This is a genomic window from Gordonia alkanivorans NBRC 16433 (assembly GCF_000225505.1).
In the GTDB taxonomy this organism is placed as follows: Bacteria; Actinomycetota; Actinomycetes; order Mycobacteriales; family Mycobacteriaceae; genus Gordonia; species Gordonia alkanivorans.
On the sequence record NZ_BACI01000002.1, the window covers coordinates 96,773 to 113,809 of the forward strand.

15 protein-coding genes are annotated in these 17,037 nt (G+C 68.0%); 6 read left to right on the forward strand and 9 right to left on the reverse strand.

Translation table 11 applies throughout. The annotated features are described in order from the left end of the window. The first annotated feature begins 47 nt into the window (after positions 1-47). From GOALK_RS00475 to GOALK_RS00485, 3 genes are read left to right on the forward strand one after another with little or no spacing between them, the layout of a single operon-like run. Entirely contained in the window at positions 48-3,059 is a 3,012-nt protein-coding gene (locus GOALK_RS00475) for a bifunctional [glutamine synthetase] adenylyltransferase/[glutamine synthetase]-adenylyl-L-tyrosine phosphorylase (protein WP_081474290.1), read from the forward strand. Between the two features lie 27 nt (positions 3,060-3,086). Then, entirely contained in the window at positions 3,087-4,037 is a 951-nt protein-coding gene (locus tag GOALK_RS00480; protein ID WP_035752711.1) for an endonuclease/exonuclease/phosphatase family protein, read from the forward strand. Then, positions 4,034-4,693 (forward strand): biliverdin-producing heme oxygenase, encoded by a 660-nt coding sequence (locus GOALK_RS00485; RefSeq protein ID WP_081474291.1) that lies wholly within the window; start codon positions 4,034-4,036, stop codon positions 4,691-4,693. The genes GOALK_RS00480 and GOALK_RS00485 overlap by 4 nt, the downstream gene beginning before the upstream one ends. Before the next feature lie 22 nt (positions 4,694-4,715). On the opposite strand, the gene GOALK_RS00490 is transcribed toward GOALK_RS00485, so the two are convergent. The 3 genes from GOALK_RS00490 to glnA form a co-directional block, all read right to left on the reverse strand. Then, positions 4,716-4,901 (reverse strand): hypothetical protein, encoded by a 186-nt coding sequence (locus GOALK_RS00490; protein ID WP_006356812.1) that lies wholly within the window; start codon positions 4,899-4,901, stop codon positions 4,716-4,718. Between the two features lie 79 nt (positions 4,902-4,980). Then, a complete protein-coding gene (locus GOALK_RS23780) occupies positions 4,981-5,136 on the reverse strand; it encodes a hypothetical protein (protein WP_006356813.1) in 156 nt (51 codons plus the stop codon). Between the two features lie 62 nt (positions 5,137-5,198). Further along, positions 5,199-6,632: a type I glutamate--ammonia ligase gene (gene glnA, locus GOALK_RS00495; protein ID WP_006356814.1), complete on the reverse strand. Its 1,434-nt coding sequence runs from the start codon at positions 6,630-6,632 to the stop codon at positions 5,199-5,201. Positions 6,633-6,954: 322 nt separating this feature from the next. Between glnA and GOALK_RS00500 the strand changes: the two genes are divergently transcribed. After that, positions 6,955-7,458 (forward strand): RDD family protein, encoded by a 504-nt coding sequence (locus GOALK_RS00500; RefSeq protein WP_006356815.1) that lies wholly within the window; start codon positions 6,955-6,957, stop codon positions 7,456-7,458. Between the two features lie 82 nt (positions 7,459-7,540). On the opposite strand, the gene GOALK_RS00505 is transcribed toward GOALK_RS00500, so the two are convergent. The 6 genes from GOALK_RS00505 to GOALK_RS00530 all read right to left on the reverse strand — a co-directional run bounded on the left by GOALK_RS00505 (position 7,541) and on the right by GOALK_RS00530 (position 14,636). Then, positions 7,541-8,284 carry a DUF4191 domain-containing protein gene (locus tag GOALK_RS00505; protein ID WP_006356816.1) on the reverse strand — a complete coding sequence of 248 codons (744 nt, stop codon included), beginning with the start codon at positions 8,282-8,284 and terminating at the stop codon, positions 7,541-7,543. A 66-nt stretch (positions 8,285-8,350) separates the two neighbouring features. Further along, positions 8,351-9,448, reverse strand: coding sequence for a lipoyl synthase (gene lipA, locus GOALK_RS00510; RefSeq protein WP_006356817.1), 1,098 nt, complete (start codon positions 9,446-9,448; stop codon positions 8,351-8,353). Next, positions 9,445-10,161, reverse strand: coding sequence for a lipoyl(octanoyl) transferase LipB (gene lipB, locus GOALK_RS00515; RefSeq protein ID WP_006356818.1), 717 nt, complete (start codon positions 10,159-10,161; stop codon positions 9,445-9,447). Before lipB ends, lipA begins: the two co-directional genes overlap by 4 nt. Next, positions 10,158-11,054 (reverse strand): TIGR01777 family oxidoreductase, encoded by an 897-nt coding sequence (locus GOALK_RS00520; RefSeq protein ID WP_006356819.1) that lies wholly within the window; start codon positions 11,052-11,054, stop codon positions 10,158-10,160. The genes lipB and GOALK_RS00520 overlap by 4 nt, the downstream gene beginning before the upstream one ends. 25 nt (positions 11,055-11,079) lie before the next feature. After that, a complete protein-coding gene (gene sucB, locus GOALK_RS00525) occupies positions 11,080-12,864 on the reverse strand; it encodes a 2-oxoglutarate dehydrogenase, E2 component, dihydrolipoamide succinyltransferase (protein ID WP_006356820.1) in 1,785 nt (594 codons plus the stop codon). Positions 12,865-13,082: 218 nt separating this feature from the next. Then, the gene (locus GOALK_RS00530; RefSeq protein WP_006356821.1) at positions 13,083-14,636 is read right to left on the reverse strand and encodes a leucyl aminopeptidase; all 1,554 of its coding nucleotides are present in this window, start codon (positions 14,634-14,636) and stop codon (positions 13,083-13,085) included. 88 nt (positions 14,637-14,724) lie between these two features. On the opposite strand from GOALK_RS00530, the gene gcvT reads away from it, so the two are divergent. Continuing rightward, on the forward strand, positions 14,725-15,828 hold the full coding sequence (gcvT, locus tag GOALK_RS00535; protein ID WP_006356822.1) for a glycine cleavage system aminomethyltransferase GcvT: 1,104 nt from the start codon (positions 14,725-14,727) through the stop codon (positions 15,826-15,828). Positions 15,829-15,916: 88 nt separating this feature from the next. Next, positions 15,917-17,023, forward strand: a complete 1,107-nt coding sequence (locus GOALK_RS00540) for a branched-chain amino acid aminotransferase (RefSeq protein ID WP_035752784.1) — start codon at positions 15,917-15,919, stop codon at positions 17,021-17,023. Positions 17,024-17,037 lie beyond the last annotated feature (14 nt).

Below are 17,037 nucleotides of genomic sequence, written 5' to 3' on the forward strand. Positions count from 1 at the left end.
CGGGACCGCGATGACGTGTTCGGTGGTGTGACCGCTATTTTTGTGGTGTGACAACACGATCGGGACGCAGCGCGGTACCGAGCGCGGGACGGTTGGGACTTCTCGACACCTCCGCGCCGCAGAGTCTCGCCGAACTCGGCTGGAACACGCCCGAGTCCGTCGACGTGCTGTGGGCGTTGTCGCGGGCACCCGACGCCGACCTCGCGCTCCGCACGCTCGTCCGGCTGCGCGGGGCCGTCGAGGGCGAGTGGTCCGAGGTCGACGCGGCGCTGCGCACGAACAAATCGTTCCGGGGTCGGCTCTTCGGTGTCATCGGCTCCTCCGACGCCCTGGCCGATCATCTCGTCGCCGAGCCGTCGACCTGGCGTCTGCTGCTCGCCGACGAACTGCCCGACCGCGACGAGGTCGACCGCCGGATGCTCGACTCCGTCGGCGCCGAGGCCGTGCCGGGTGAGGTCGAGAAGGGCAACCGCGTCTACCGCGCGAAGCTCACCGGACCGAAATCCGTCGTGGCGCTCCGTCTGGCGTACCGCAACCTGATCCTGCAGCTGGCCGCGCACGACGTCGCCTCGACCGTCGAGGACGAACCGGTGATGTGGCTACCGGAGGTCGGCGCCTATCTGTCCGACCTCGCCGACGCGGCGCTGACCGCGGCACTCGCCGTCGCCTTCACCGAGGTGTGCGGCGGCGATCCGATCCCGGTGCGGATCGCCGTCATCGCGATGGGCAAATGCGGTGCGCGCGAGCTGAACTACGTGAGCGACGTGGACGTCATCTTCGTCAGCGACCCGGCCGACGGCGCCTCCTCCCGGATTGCCGGAGAGATGATGCGGATCGGTTCGCTGGCCTTTTTCGAGGTCGACGCCGCATTGCGCCCGGAGGGCAAGTCGGGCACGCTGACCCGCACGCTGGAATCCCATGTCGCGTACTACGAGCGGTGGGCCAAGACCTGGGAGTTCCAGGCGCTGCTGAAGTCTCGCGCGATGACCGGCGACATGGAACTGGCGAACGAGTACATCGCGGCGGTCAAGCCGATGGTGTGGAAGGCCGCCGAGCGTCCCGACTTCGTGCCCGAGGTACAGAAGATGCGACGCCGCGTCGAATCGCTGGTCCCGGAGGGGGAGCGCGAGCGCAATCTCAAACTCGGACAGGGAAGTTTGCGCGACGTCGAGTTCGCGGTGCAGCTGCTGCAGATGGTCCACGGCCGCGTCGACGAGGAACTCCGGGTGATGCCGACGGTCGACGCGCTCGCGGCACTGACCGCGGGCGGTTACGTCGGGCGCGACGACGGCGCCAATCTCAGTGCCTCGTACCAGTTCCTGCGACTGCTCGAACATAGGTTGCAGCTGCAGAAGTTGAAGCGGACCCACCTGCTCCCGAAGCCCGACGACACCGAGGGGCTGCGCTGGCTGGCACGGGCGGCCCACATCCGTCGCGAGGGTGAGCTCGACGCGACCGGCGTGCTGCGCGAACAGATCAAGCACCAGACCCTCCGCGTCCGACGGTTGCACCAGAAGTTGTTCTACCGTCCGCTGCTGGAGGCGGTCACCCGTTTCCGGCCCGACGAGTTGACCCTGAGCGACGAGTCTGCCGAGAGGCGTCTGGCCGCATTGGGTTACGCCATGCCCGACCGCGCGCTCAGTCACATCCGGGCGCTGTCGAACGCACCCGGGCGTCGCGGCCAGATCCAGCTGCTCATCCTGCCGCAGCTGCTCGAACACATCGGTGACACACCGGATCCCGACGCCGGTCTGCTCAACTACCGGCGGCTGTGCGAGGCGCTCGAGGACAAGGACTGGTTCCTGCGTCTGCTCCGCGACGACGGGGTGGTCGCCGAACGGCTGATGAAGGTGCTCGGCACCTCCGAGTTCATCGCGAACATGCTGATGCGCTCGCCCGAGGTGATCCACCAGTATTCCGACGGTCCCGACGGGCCGAAACTGTGCGCCATCCGGCCCGAGGACGTGGCCAAGGGGCTCATCGCCTCGACCGTGCGCCAAGAGGACATGAAACGTGCGGTCGCCGTGGCGCGTTCGCACCGTCGTGCCGAACTCGTCCGGGTCGCGTCGGCCGACGTGCTCGGTCTGATGGACGTGCCGACGGTGTGCAAGGCGCTGTCGAGCGTGTGGTCCGCGGTCCTCAATGCTGCACTCACCGTGGCGATCGACATCTCCGAACGCGATCGCGGGAAGCCCGCACCCGCACGTATCGCCGTGATCGGCATGGGCCGGCTCGGTGGCGGCGAACTCGGGTACGGCTCGGACGCCGACGTGCTGTTCGTGTGCCAGCCCAACCGCGACGCCGACGAATCCGAGGCCGTCCGGTGGTCGCAGACCATTGCCGAAACCGTCCGTTCGGCCCTCGGCAGCCCGAGCGCCGACCCGCCGCTCGAGGTCGACACCGGACTGCGTCCCGAGGGGCGCAACGGCCCGGTCGTGCGAACCCTGGCCGCCTACTCCGCGTACTACGCCCAGTGGGCGCAGCCGTGGGAGGTGCAGGCGCTGCTGCGCGCGCACCAGGTCGCCGGCGACGAGGCGCTGGGCATCGACTTCCTGCACATGATCGATCACGTGCGGTATCCGGCCGGGGGTGTCAGCAACGAGGCCGTCAAGGAGATCCGGCGCATCAAGGCCCGCGTCGACGCCGAACGACTGCCGCGTGGAGCCGATCCGGCGACCCACACGAAGCTGGGCCGTGGCGGTCTCGCCGACATCGAGTGGACCGTGCAGTTGCTGCAGCTGCGCTACGCCCACCGCTACCGCAGTCTCCACAACACCTCGACCCTCGAGTCGCTCGATGCGATCGGTGCCGCGGAGTTGTTGTCGGAGAACGATGTGGCGCTGCTCAAGAATGCGTGGATCACCGCGACCAAGGCGCGCAACGCCCTCGTGCTGGTGCGGGGCAAGCCCGTCGATCAGTTGCCGGGTCCGGGCAAACAGCTGCGTCAGATCGCGTTTGCGGCCGGCTGGCCCCAGGACCAGGCGTCGGAGTTCCTGGAGAATTACCTGCGGGTGACGCGCCGGGCGAAGGCCGTGGTGCTCAAGGTCTTCGGCGCGTAGTCGCGCTTCTGTTGTACGGGGGGACAGGTGAAGAGATTCCTGTGGGTGCCGGCGTACATCGTCGGCTGGGCGATGCTGGCCGGGGTGGTGCTGGCGGTGTGGCTGCACTTCTATCCCTCGCGCGGGAACGTTGCGCTGTATCTGACGAGCGGGGTGGCCTTCGCGCTCGTCCCGGCGCTCGTCGCCATCGCGATCTTCGCGGCGTTGCGCCGCTGGTTCATGCTGGCGATCGCGATCGTCGTATCCGGCGTGCTGGCCTACACCCAGATCCCGCTGGTCGTCCCGGCGAGCGCCCCGCAGGGCGAGGAGTTCACCGTCGTGTCCGCCAATCTGCTCTTCGGCGGCGGTGACATCGGTGCGCTGGAAAAGATCGTGGCCGAGGCCGATCCCGACATGCTTTCGCTGCAGGAGGTGACTCCCGAAGCGCTGCAACGGATTCGCGGCGGCAAGATCGCGCGTCTCCTGCCCAACGAGTTCGCCATCCCGTACTCGTACGCGGCGGGCACCGCGTTGTTCACCAGGGCGACCCTGTCGGATCGGTTCAACATCCCCGACACCATCCTCCACAACCTGCAGGTGCGCACCGACCTGCCCGGCGCACCCGGTACGCACGTGCTGGCCATTCACCCGGCCGCACCGCTGTGGGGGGAGAAGGACGGCTGGTTCCACGACATGGGCATCCTGGCCGACCACTTCGCGAAACTGCCCGCGGGGCGGGTGGTCGCCATCGGCGACTTCAACTCCACCTGGAACCACGCGACCTACCGCAAGCTGCTGACCAACGGGCTCGTCGACGGGACGGACGTGGCAGGCGCGGGCTTCCTGCCGACGTATCCGACGGACACGAGGCTCGGCAACCGTCCGCTCGTCGCCATCGATCGGGTCATCCTGCGCGGATTCGTGGCCACGTCGATGGACAGTCACTACCTGCCAGGTTCCGATCACCGGGCGCTGGTGGTATCACTGATTGCATCATGAGCGCCAGCATCTCCGGTCCCGACACCGCGGGCCCCAGCATTTCCCAACGGCTCCGCGAGGCGACCGCCGTCGCGCACCAGCAGGCCGAGACGGCTCCCTTCATCGACGACCTGATGTCGGGCCGCCTCGACAGCGGCGAGTACCAAAAACTGGCTGTGCAGCTGTACTTCGTCTACGAGGCCCTCGAAGCCGTCGGCGACGACCTGGCCGACGATCCGATCGCCGGAGCCGTGATCGACGACAAGCTGCGTCGGCTCCCGAGGCTCGGTGCCGATCTGGCGTCGTTCGGCGTCGACCCGAGTTCGTTCACCCCGCTGCCGGCCGTCGCCCGGTACGTCGAGGCCATCGAGGCCACGCGAGATGACCCGGCTCGCTATGTGGCACACCACTACACGCGATACCTGGGCGACCTGAGCGGGGGACAGGTCGTGGCCCATCGAATGCGCGAGCACTACGGTGTCGACGCTTCGGCGCTGAGTTTCTACACCTTCGACGAGATCGAGAAACTCAAGCGCTACAAGGATTCCTATCGCGCTCGGCTCGACGCCCTGCCGCTCGACGCCGCTGCCGTGGAACGGCTCGTCGACGAAGCGGTTGCCGCGTTCGGCCACAATCAGGCCGTCTTCGGCGACCTCGACTCGGCCAGCGCCGCCTGACAGCGGAAGTACCTGTTGGGGTTCAGTTCACCTGGAGCTTGACGGTGCGGTCCAGCACGACCTCGTGGAGGTCGTCGTTGCCCTTGACCAATTCGATGCGCAACTGATTGTTGTCGAGTCGGCTGGTGGTGCGAACCACGCGCGGGGTGCCCTCGAGGCTGATGCGGTCACCGGGGACAAGGTCTTCGACATACACATCTCTGGTCATGCGACCAAACTAAGGCCCTACCCTGTGGTACGGCAGAGCAAGAAGTCACATTTGTGCGACACATCACAAAACCCCTTGTTCAGACCCGCGCAATGAGACGTTCGATTCCGTCGAGTGTCACCGTGAGTTCGAGATCCGGTTCCGCGGAGAAGAAGTCGTCGGAGTTCTGCATCGCGGCGTCGTTCTGCATCGCGGCGTCGGCGAACGCCGCGGCGAGCAAATACGCAGACGCCATCGCAGACGACGAACGCCCCGTCCGCGAGAACGCGGACGGGGCGTCGTAACAGAGTGCTTGGATCAGCAGTCGTAGTACAGCGAGAACTCGTACGGGTGCGGACGGATCTGCACCGGCTCGATCTCGTTCTCACGCTTCAGCGCGATCCAGGTCTCGATGAGGTCCTCGGTGAACACGCCACCGGCGGTGAGGTACTCGTGATCCTCTTCGAGGCGGTCGATGACAGCGGCGAGCGAGGTCGGCGCCTGCGGGATCGACTTGGCCTCCTCCGGCGGGAGCTCGTAGAGGTCCTTGTCGACCGGCTCGTGCGGCTCGATCTTGTTCTTGATGCCGTCCAGGCCGGCCATCATCATCGCGGCGAACGCCAGGTACGGGTTGCCCGAGCTGTCCGGGCAACGGAACTCGAGGCGCTTGGCCTTCGGGTTGTTGCCGGTGATCGGGATACGCACACAGGCCGAACGGTTGCGCTGGCTGTAGACCAGGTTGATCGGTGCCTCGTAGCCCGGGACCAGACGCTTGTAGGAGTTGACCGTCGGGTTGGTGAACGCCAGCAGCGACGGGGCGTGGTGCAGGATGCCGCCGATGTAGTAGCGAGCCAGATCCGACAGGCCTGCGTAGCCGGCCTCGTCGTGGAACAGCGGCTTGCCGTCCTTCCACAGCGACTGGTGGGCGTGCATGCCCGAGCCGTTGTCACCGAAGAGCGGCTTCGGCATGAAGGTGACCGACTTGTTGTTCTGCCATGCGGTGTTCTTGATGATGTACTTGAACAGCTGCACGTCATCGGCCGCGTGGAGCAGCGTGTTGAACTTGTAGTTGATCTCCGCCTGGCCCGCGGTGCCGACCTCGTGGTGGCCGCGCTCGAGCTCGAAGCCCGAGTTCTGCAGATTGGTCGACATCTCGTCGCGCAGGTCGACGTAGTGGTCGTACGGAGCAACCGGGAAGTAGCCACCCTTGGGGCGGACCTTGTAACCCAGGTTGGGGCTGCCGTCGGGATCGGTCGGCGAGGCGGTGTTCCACCAGCCCGACTCCGACTCGATCTCGTAGAAGGTGCCGTTCATCTCCGAGCCGAAGGACACCGAGTCGAAGATGTAGAACTCGGCCTCTGCACCGAAGAAGCAGGTGTCGGCGATGCCGGTCGAGGCCAGGTAGTCCTCGGCCTTGCGCGCGACGTTACGCGGGTCGCGGCTGTAGGCCTCACGGGTGAACGGGTCGTGGACGAAGAAGCTGATGTTCATCGTCTTCGCCTTGCGGAAAGGATCGATCCGCGCGGTGGCCGGGTCGGGCAGCAGCATCATGTCCGACTCGTTGATCGACTGGAAGCCGCGCACCGACGAACCGTCGAATGCCAGACCGTCCTCGAACACGCTCTCGTCGAACGCCGAAGCGGGGATCGAGAAGTGCTGCATGACACCGGGCAGGTCGCAGAATCGGATGTCGACGTACTCGACACCTTCCTTCTTGATGCCCTCGAGTAGTTCTTCTTTACTGCTGTACACCGTGCGGTGACTCCTTCGTGATCGGGTGGTCAGTGGTACTGACACGCCACACACATCCGCCGCCGAGAAACAGCAGCGGATCTCAGCGGCAACCGTATGGAGGCGAAGTTGCCCAGGCGTCAAGTCCGTGTTTCCCCCGTGTTACACACCGGTGTTCTTGGCAACACACGGCTCATACCTCGGTGAACGCACTCGGCGGATCCCACCCTAGCCCGCTGCGGGCACCGGGGCGGGCGGTAGGGGTAACGGCCCCGACTACGATGGACCCAACGAACGCCGTGGTCGTCGACGGCGAGCCACGGTCGCGAGAGGAGTCATCACGATGGGACGAGTAACCGGTTCCTGGCTGTCGGGACCGCAGATCGGTCCCGGCGACGGCGTCGACAACGATTTCCGCGGTCAGGACCTCGGTCTGCCCGCGTCCGGACCCGGCTCGCTGGCCACCGGGTGGCCGCGCGTGGCAGGCCTGCTCGTCGACTGGCTGATCGCCGGTGGGCTCGCGATCCTGTTCGTCGGATTCGAGTCGTCGGTCCTGGGCACCACCCAGCTCGGCATCTGGTTCGTGATGGGAATCTTCGCGGTCTCGCTGTTCGGCTTCACCCCCGGCCAGTTCGTCGTCGGGATGCGCGTGGCCCGTGTCGACTTCGGGCCCGAGCGCAACGCCGCCGAAGCCGCCGGCAAGGAGAGCCCCGCGTCCGTCGGCATCGTGCGGGCCTTCTTCCGCCAGCTGCTGATGGTGTTCCTGGTGCCGGCCCTGATCAACGACTACAACGGCCGCGCCCTGCACGACCGCGCGACGGGCACTGCGATCGTCCGGACGCGCTGAGCGTTCGGCAAACCCACCACGAATCCGTAAAGCCACCGCCCGTGCGGGCGGTGGCTTTACGGAACAAGGGTGGGTTTGCGAATCAGCCGCGACGACGCGCGGTGCGCTGCATGCTCTTCATCTTCGCGTTGCCGGGCAGCGGGCCCTTGGGCATACCGGGACCGGGAGCCTTGCTGCTGAGCGCGGCGAGACGGCCCTCGAGGGTTTCCATGCGCTTGCGGTCGATGTTGCTGGGCAGCTTGTTGATGTGACGCTCGAGCTTGGACAGCGGGACCTGGCCGTCGTCGTTGCCGACCATGATCTCGTAGATCGGGGTGTCGCCGACGACGCGGGCGGCCTTCTTCTTCTCCTGGTTCAGCAGGGACTTCACGCGGGTCGGGGAGCCCTCACCGACGAGGATCACGCCCGGCTTGCCGATGACCCGGTGCACGGCGTCGAGGTGCGAGGTGCCCGAGACGGCCTGCGCGACGCGCCACTGGCCGCGCATGTTGCCCAGCGCCCATCCGGCGGCACCGGGCTGGCCCTCGGCCTTGGTGTAGACGTTCTTCTGCACACGACGGCCGAACAGGATGAACGCACCGAGCACACCCAGCACGAGGCCGAGCGGGATCAGCAGCCATGGCGAGCCCAGCAGGAAGCCGAGCGCGGTGAACACGGCGATGGACAGCACGATCACACCCACCATGTAGGGGATGAGTCGCTTGTCTTCCTTGCGCTGCATCTGGAACGCCTGCCACAACTGCTGGCGCCGTTCCTTCGATGCAGCCTTGCGGGCCTGCTTCTTAGCGGCCTTTGCTTCCTTGCTCACGGACTGCGCCTTTGCCATACGGCCAGTTTACGTCCGGTCGTCAGGTGACCTGCCGCATGGTCGGCAGGTGGGGTGCGGATGCGGTCAGCGCGCGAGGCGAGCCATCAGGCTGGACGCCTCCTGGCTGGCGGAACCCTCGGCAGCGAGGTGTGCCAGGGCGGGCGAGATCTCGCGGCCGTGATGGGCCATGGCCTGCGCGTACAGGCGGCCGGCGCGATAGGACGACCGCACCAGCGGTCCGGCCATGACTCCGGCGAAGCCGATCTCCTGGGCGAACTCGGAGTGGTCGACGAACTCCTCCGGCTTGACCCACCGCTCGACGGGATGGTGCCGCGGCGAGGGACGCAGGTATTGGGTGATCGTCAAGATGTCGCAACCGGCCTCGTGCAGGTCGATGATGGCCGACTGCACCTCTTCGGGGGTCTCGCCCATGCCGAGGATCAGGTTCGACTTCGTCACCAGGCCGAAATCGCGAGCGGCGGTGATGACCTCGAGGGAGCGCTCGTACCGGAACGCCGGACGGATGCGCTTGAAGATGCGGGGCACCGTCTCGAGGTTGTGGGCGAGCACCTCCGGCCGGGCATCGAAGACCTCGGCCAGCAGGTCGGGCTTGGCGTGGAAATCCGGGATCAGGTTCTCGACGCCGGTACCGGGGTTGAGGCGGTGGATGGCGCGGACGGTCTCGGCGTAGAGCCACGCACCCTCGTCGGGCAGGTCGTCGCGGGCGACTCCGGTGATCGTCGAGTAGCGCAGACCCATGGCCTGGACGCTCTCGGCGACGCGCCGCGGCTCGTCACGGTCGAGTGCGGCGGGCTTGCCGGTGTCGATCTGGCAGAAGTCGCAGCGTCGGGTGCACTGCTCGCCGCCGATGAGGAAGGTGGCCTCGCGGTCTTCCCAGCATTCGTAGATGTTGGGGCAGCCCGCCTCCTCGCAGACGGTGTGTAGGCCCTCGCGCTTGACGAGTCCCTTGAGTTCGGTGAACTCCGGGCCCATCGTCGCGCGGGTCTTGATCCAGCTGGGCTTGCGCTCGATCGGGGTCTGCGCGTTACGCACCTCCAGGCGCAGCAGTTTGCGGCCCTCGGGAGCGGGCGAAGCGGGAGCGGTGGTCTTCGGTGCGGTAGCCGAGGCCGGGGGTGTGGCGTCGGGGGCACCGGGTCCGGGGGTGAGGGGGGACGCGGTCACCGAACCGATCCTACGCTCGCCGTCGTGGGCCTCTCGGAGGCCGTCGGAGCGGCCTCCCGCGGGGTGTCCAGGGCGTCGAGCACGGCGGCCGCGACGGTGTCGAGCAGGGAGGCCACCGAGATCGGTTGTGCCAGTTCACGGGACAGCGAGGTGACGCCGGCGTCGGCGATCCCGCACGGCACGATGGCCTCGAAGGCCGACATGTCGGGGTCGATGTTGAGGGCGAACCCGTGCAGCGCGACGCCGCGCGCGACGCGGATGCCGATCTGGCCGAGCTTTCGTTCACCCGCGTCGTCGTCGATCCACACGCCCGAGCGTCCCTCGACGCGACCGGTGGTGACGCCGAGGTCCGCGCACACGGAGATGAGAGCACTTTCGAGGCGTCGCACGTACTCGACGACGTCGAGCGGTTCGGCGAGCTTCACGATCGGGTAGCCGACGAGCTGTCCCGGTCCGTGCCAGGTGATGCGGCCGCCGCGGTCGACGTCGATGACGGGTGCGCCGTTGGTGGGGCGATCGGCGTCCTCGGTGCGTTTGCCCGCGGTGTAGGTCGACGGGTGTTCGAGCAGGAGTAGGACGTCGTGGTCGAGCGTGCCGTCGGCGCGCTCGGTCGCGAGCCGGTGCTGCATGTCGTAGGCGTCGCGGTAGTCGACGGTGCCCAGGCGCCGGACCTCGACAGGTGCCGAGTCGGCGCGGACGGAACGATGGGTCATGATGCCGGCTTCGTCGCGTAGGTCAGGGCCTCGCGGATTTCGGGGTGGTTGAACGTGAATCCGTGGTCGGTGAGCACGCGGGGTTCAACGCGTTGACTGAACAGAATCATTTCCTCGGCCATCTCGCCGCCGACGCGGCGTGCCACGAACTCGGGCACCTGCATCACGGCGGGGCGGTGCACGGCCTTGCCGAGTGCCTTGCAGAACTCGCCGAAGGGCAGCGATCCGGGAGCACTCAGGTTGACCGGGCCGGCGATGTCGGGGGAGTCGAGGAGGAACTCGATCGCCCGCACCTCGTCGATGAGGCTGATCCAGGAGAAGTACTGCTTGCCGTTGCCGATCGGACCGCCGAGCCCGAGCTTGAACAGCGGGCGGAGCTTGCCGAGCAGACCGCCCTGCGAGCTGAGGACCGGCGCGGTCCGGAGCAGGACGACGCGGGTGTCGGGGCCGGCGTTGGTGGTCGCGGCCTTCTCCCAGTCGACGACCAGCTCGGCGAGGAAACCCTTACCGGGACCGTCGGTTTCGACCGCGGCCCGGGTTCCGGTGTCGCCGTAGAAGCCGGTGGCGCTGGCGCTGATGAAGGTCGGGATGCCGAGATCGCGCACGGCCTCGGCGAGCACCTCGGTCGGAGTGATGCGGGAGTCGCGCAGCTCCTGCTTGAATCGGCCGGTCCACCGGCCGTTACCGACGCCGACCCCGCCGAGCGAGACCACCGCATCGACGCCCTCGAGGCTCTCCGGCGGCATCCCGATGGTCTCGGGATCCCAGCTGAACTCGTCGTCGGCGAGCGCCTCGCGGCGGACCAGACGGATGACCGTGTGGCCCGCCGCGCGCAGCGAGTTGACCAGGGCGTTCCCGATGAGGCCCTGTGATCCTGCGACGGCTATACGCATCGAACGCCTCGACGTCGTCGGGTGCCTAGAGGCCCAGGTCCGCGGCGAACGAGGCCTCTTCGAGGCGCTTCTTCACGGTGGTGAGGAAGCGGCCCGCGTCGGCGCCGTCGATGAGGCGGTGATCGTAGGTCAGCGGCAGGTACGACATCGACCGCACCGCGATCGACTCCGAACCGTCCTCGTCGGTGATGACGACCGGACGCTTGACGATCGCACCGGTACCCAGCATCGCCGCCTGCGGCGGGACCAGGATCGGGGTGTCGAACAGGGCGCCCTGGCTACCGATGTTGGTGATGGTGAAGGTGCCGCCGGCGAGCTCGTCGGGCTTGAGGCCGTTGGAGCGTGCACGCGCGGCGATGTCGGCGATGGCGCGGGCGAGGCCGGCCACCGACAGGTCGTCGGCGTTGTGGATGACCGGCGACAGCAGACCCTGTGGGGTGTCGACGGCGATGCCGAGGTGCACCTTGTCGTAGTAGGTGATCTCCTTGGCGTCCTCGTCGATCGACGCGTTGACGTTCGGGTGCGCCTTCAGAGCCTCGACGACCGCCTTGGCGATGAACGGCAGGAAGGTCAGGTTGACACCCTCGGACGCCTTGAAGTTTTCCTTGGCCGCCTTGCGCAGGCTGACGATCTTGCTCATGTCGACCTCGAACACCTGCGTGAGCTGAGCGGACTGCTGCAGCGACTCGCGGGTCTTCTTGGCGGTGATCTGGCGGATCCGGTTGATCTTCTGGGTGGTCCCGCGCAACTCGGCGAGCTCCGGACGGATCTCCGGCGATGCCGACGACGACGAAGAAGATGCGGCGGCGGCCGGCTCTGCCTTCTGCTCCGGGGCGGCGGCCGGCTTCTCGGCGGCCTCGGCCGCGGCCAGCACGTCCTGCTTGCGGATGCGGCCACCGACGCCGGTGCCCTTGATCGAGTTCAGGTCGATGTTGTTCTCCGCGGCCAGCTTGCGCACCAGCGGGGTCACGTACGGCGTCGACTCGACGGTCGGCGGGTTCGACTTCGCCGGGGCCTCGGCCTTCGGCTCTTCCTTGGGCTCGGGCTCGGGCTCCGGTTCCGGCTCGGGCTCTTCCTTCGGTTCTTCCTTGGCCTCCGGCTCGGGCTCGGGCTCCGGCTCGGGCTCGGGCTCCGGCTCGGGCTCCGACTCCTTCTCGGCCGGCGCGGCCGAGGCGTCACCGATGACGGCCAGCTTGCCGCCGACCTCGACGACGTCGTCCTCCTGGGCGAGGATCTCGAGCAGGGTGCCGGCAACCGGCGAGGGGATCTCGGTGTCGACCTTGTCGGTGGAGACCTCGAGCAGCGGTTCGTCCGCGGCGACCTCGTCACCGACGGCCTTGAGCCAGTTGGTCACCGTGCCCTCGGTGACGGACTCGCCGAGCTCCGGCATGAGGACGTCGGTGCCCTCGGCCGAACCGGAACCGGTATCGGCGGTGGGCTTCTCGGCGGGTGCCTCTTCTTCGGTGGACGGCTCCTCGGCCGCCTCCTCGGGCTCGGGCTCCGGAGCGGCCTCGGTGGGCTCGTCGCCCCCGGCCGAATCGTCCGAGCCGGAATCGTCGGAACCGGAATCGTCGGCGTCGCCGATCAGTGCGAGTTCGCCACCGACCTCGACGACGTCGTCCTCCTGGGCGATGATCTTCGTCAGCACGCCCGACGTCGGGGCCGGGATCTCCGTGTCGACCTTGTCGGTCGACACCTCGAGCAAGGGCTCGTCGGCCTCAACGGTGTCGCCCTCCTCCTTCAGCCACCGGGTGACTGTCCCCTCGGTGACACTTTCACCAAGGGCGGGCATCTGGACGGAGAAGGCCATCGTTGTGAACTCCTGAACTCGACGTGGTGGTCTGTAGGGGGTGGCCCGTCGGTGTGTGCTCCGTGGGCACGGGGGTGGGAAGCGGTCAGGGGACCGCCGAGATGGGTGGCGGGTCAGCCACTCATCCCCGCGGATCACCCTACCCGTACGCCGCTCCGCCGACCGGATTCGGCTCGTACTCGCGGGTAACGATTCTCAACCGGCGACGGCATGACATCTCAGCCGTTGGTTGCGATGTCCTCGAGGACTGCCGCGATGGTGCGGACGGGTACGCCCGTGCCGCCCTTGGTGGTGTAGCCCCACGGTCCGCCGGTGTTGAACGCCGGTCCGGCGATGTCGATGTGGGCCCACTGCACGTCCTCCGGGACGAACTCCTTGAGGAAGATGCCCGCGGCGAGCATGCCGCCCCAGCGGTGCGGGGTGACGTTGGCGAGATCTGCGACCCGGGACTTGAGGTCCGCGCGCAGCTCGGCGGGCAGCGGCATCGCCCATGCGTTCTCGCCGACGTCGGCCGACCGGGCGGCGACGCGGTCGCGGAACTCGTCGGTGCCCATGACACCCGGGGTGCGGGTGCCGAGCGCGACCATCTGCGCGCCGGTCAGGGTCGCGGTGTCGATGAGGTAGTCGGGGTCGTCCTCGGCCGCGCGCACGATCGCGTCGGCGAGGATCAGCCGGCCCTCGGCGTCGGTGTTGAGGACCTCGACCGTCCGTCCGCCGTACTGGGTCAGCACGTCGCCGGGACGCTGGGCCGTCGACGACGGCATGTTCTCGGCCATCGGCACGGTCGCGGTGACCGAGACGTCGAGGTCGAGCCGGGCGGCCAGGATGGTCGCGGCGATGACCGCGGCTGCACCGCCCATGTCCGAGGTCATCTGGTCCATGTTCGCGGCCGGCTTGATGGAGATGCCGCCGGTGTCGAAGGTGATGCCCTTGCCGACGAGGGCGACCTTCTTGGTCGCCTTCTTGCCCGTGTGGGTCAGGCGCACCAGGCGGGGGAGACGTGAGGAGCCCTTGCCGACGCCGATGATGCCGCCGTAACCCTGGGCCTCGAGTTCCTTGTCGTCGAGGATCTCGACCTTCAGGCCGGCCTTCGAGCCGAGCGTGCGGGCGCGGGCCGCGAACTCCTCGGGGAACAGGTGGCTCGGCGGGGTGTTGACGAAGTCGCGGGCGATGGCGACGGAGTCCGCGACCGCGATCGCGCGGTCGAGGTCAGCCTTGGCCTCCTTGGACTTCGACTCCACCAGCAGTGTGATGTGTTGCGGCGGTGTCTTCTTCGGCTTCGACGACTCGGAGCGGAACTCGTCGAACCGGTACGCGCCGAGGAACAGGCCCTCGGCGGCGGCGGCGAGGTCGACCGACGAGAGGGTGGTCGCCACCGACTCGAGGCCGTCGAGTTCGCGGGCGACGATGCCGGCAGCCTGACGAACCTGGTCGGCGTCGTCGAGGTTGTCGGCGTCGCCGAGACCGACCGCGACGACGAGGTCGACGGGCAGCGACTCGGGTGCCGCGAGGCGGGTGACCTCGCCGTGCTTACCAGTGGCGCCGAGGGCCGTCAGTGCGGCGGTGATCGTCGCGGCCTGGGCGTCGTCGAGCACGCCGTCGCCGATGGCGAGCGTCGGTTCGGCGGTGGATTCACCCTTGCCGTCGGCCTTCTCGTCGCCGTCCGGCGCACTGATCAGGCCGATGACCAGGGCGGTGTCGCCCTTGCCGATCGAGGTGGACAGGTCGAATTCGGGGCCGCGTACGCGGTCGACGGTGTCGTTCTTGCTCATCCGCTCAACTCTGCCACAGCGCGCCGGATGTCGACGGTGACCGCGGGACCGGCCCGCCCGGCGGGTGCGGCCCGATACCGTATGGGCCATGAGTGAACTCCTCGCCGGGCCCATCGCCGACCGTCACGCAGCACTCGGTGCGAGTTTCGCCGAGTTCGGCGGCTGGAACATGCCGGTTGCTTATGCGGGCACCGTCGCCGAGCACACCGCGGTCCGTGAGTCGGTGGCGATCTTCGACGTCAGCCACCTCGGCAAGGCGCTGGTGTCGGGTCCCGGCGCCGCCGCGTTCGTGAACTCGACCCTCACCAACGATCTCGGCAAGATCGGTCCCGGGAAGGCGCAGTACACGCTGTGCTGCAACGAATCCGGTGGTGTCGTCGACGACCTCATCACCTATCTGGTGAGCGATGACGAGGTGTTCCTGGTCCCCAACGCGGCGAACACCGCGGCCGTCGTCGCGCAGATGACGGCCGTGGCGCCGGAGGGGATCTCGATCACCGACCAGCACCGCGACTTCGCGGTCCTCGCCGTGCAGGGGCCGCGCTCGCCGGAGGTCCTCACCGGACTCGGCCTGCCCGCCGACATGGAGTACATGGCATTCGCCGATGCCGAGCTGTCCACCGCCGACGGCGACAAGCCGGTCCGCGTGTGCCGCACCGGATACACCGGCGAACGCGGTTACGAGATCCTGCCCCGCTGGGACGACGCCGGCGCCGTCTTCGACGTGCTGCTCGAGGCGATCACCGCGGCGGGTGGGCAGGCCGCCGGCCTGGGTGCCCGCGACACCCTGCGCACCGAGATGGGTTACGCCCTGCACGGTCACGAACTCAACTCGGAGATCACCCCGGTGGAGGCGCGGTCGAGCTGGGCGGTCGGCTGGGACAAGCCGTCGTTCTTCGGCCGCGACGCCCTGCTCGCCGAGAAGGAGGCGGGCCCGGCGCGTCGTCTCTACGGACTGAAGGCGACCGGCCGTGGTGTGCCGCGCGCCGACTGCGCGGTCAAGCTCGGGGACACCCGGATCGGGGTGTGCACCTCCGGGACGTTCTCGCCGACCCTCAAGCAGGGAATCGCGCTCGCGCTGCTGGATACCGCCTCGGGCGTCAAGAAGGGCGATCAGGTGGTCGTCGACGTGCGCGGACGGGATCTCGCCTGCGAGGTCGTCATCCCGCCGTTCGTGCCCTCGCACGTGTGACCGCGGTGTGCCGCAGGTCCATGGGCCCGCCTCGCACGCATCGGACGGGCGCGGAAATGCTTTTGCGGCCAGCGGTACCATGGGCCGCATGACCTTGGAGTTCAACCGTACCGAGCATCCCCATCCGGTGTCGGAGAACCGTCGGGCGGAGATTCTCACCGCCCCGGGATTCGGCCGCTACTTCACCGACAACATGGTGATGGTGGACTACGACGCGGACAAGGGTTGGCACAACGCGCAGGTACGGCCGTACGGACCGATCGCCCTCGATCCCTCGGCGATGGTGCTGCACTACGGTCAAGAGGTCTTCGAAGGTCTCAAGGCCTACCGTCAGCCCAACGGGTCGATCGCCGCCTTCCGCCCGGAGGCCAACGCGGAGCGGATGCAGCGCAGCGCCGAGCGTCTCGCCATGCCGGCGCTCCCGGTCGAGGACTTCATCGAGTCGCTCAAGGCGCTGCTCGACGCCGACAACGCGTGGGTTCCGCCGTCAGGCGGTGAGGAGGCGCTGTACCTGCGGCCCTTCATGTTCGCCTCGCAGGCGGGCCTCGGCGTCAATGCGCCGTCGTCGCAGTACATCTACTCCGTCATCGCCTCGCCGGCCGGCGCCTACTTCTCGGGCGGCATCAAGCCCGTCAGCGTGTGGCTGTCCACCGAGTACGTGCGCGCCGCGCCCGGTGGCACCGGCTTCGCCAAGTGCGGCGGCAACTACGCCGCGGCCTTCCTGGCGCAGCGTCAGGCCACCGAGCAGGGTTGCGACCAGGTCGTGTGGCTCGACGCCATCGAACGCCGCTACATCGAGGAGATGGGCGGCATGAACCTGTTCTTCGTGTTCGGCTCCGGCGCCGACGCCCGCCTCGTGACCCCGGAACTCTCGGGTTCGCTTCTCCCCGGCATCACCCGCTCGTCGCTGCTGACGCTGGCCACCGACGCCGGTTTCGCGGTCGAGGAGCGCAAGATCACCACCGAGGAGCTCCGCAAGGGTGTCGCCTCGGGAGACATCACCGAGGTCTTCGCCTGTGGCACCGCCGCGGTGATCACCCCGGTCGGTCACGTCAAGGGTGTGGGCGAGGACTACACGATCAACAACGGTCAGACCGGTGAGGTCACCCAGGCCCTCCGCGACACCCTCACGGGCATCCAGCGCGGCACCTTCGCCGATACCCACGGGTGGATGACGGAGCTGTACCGGGCCTGAGTCCGACCGCAGCA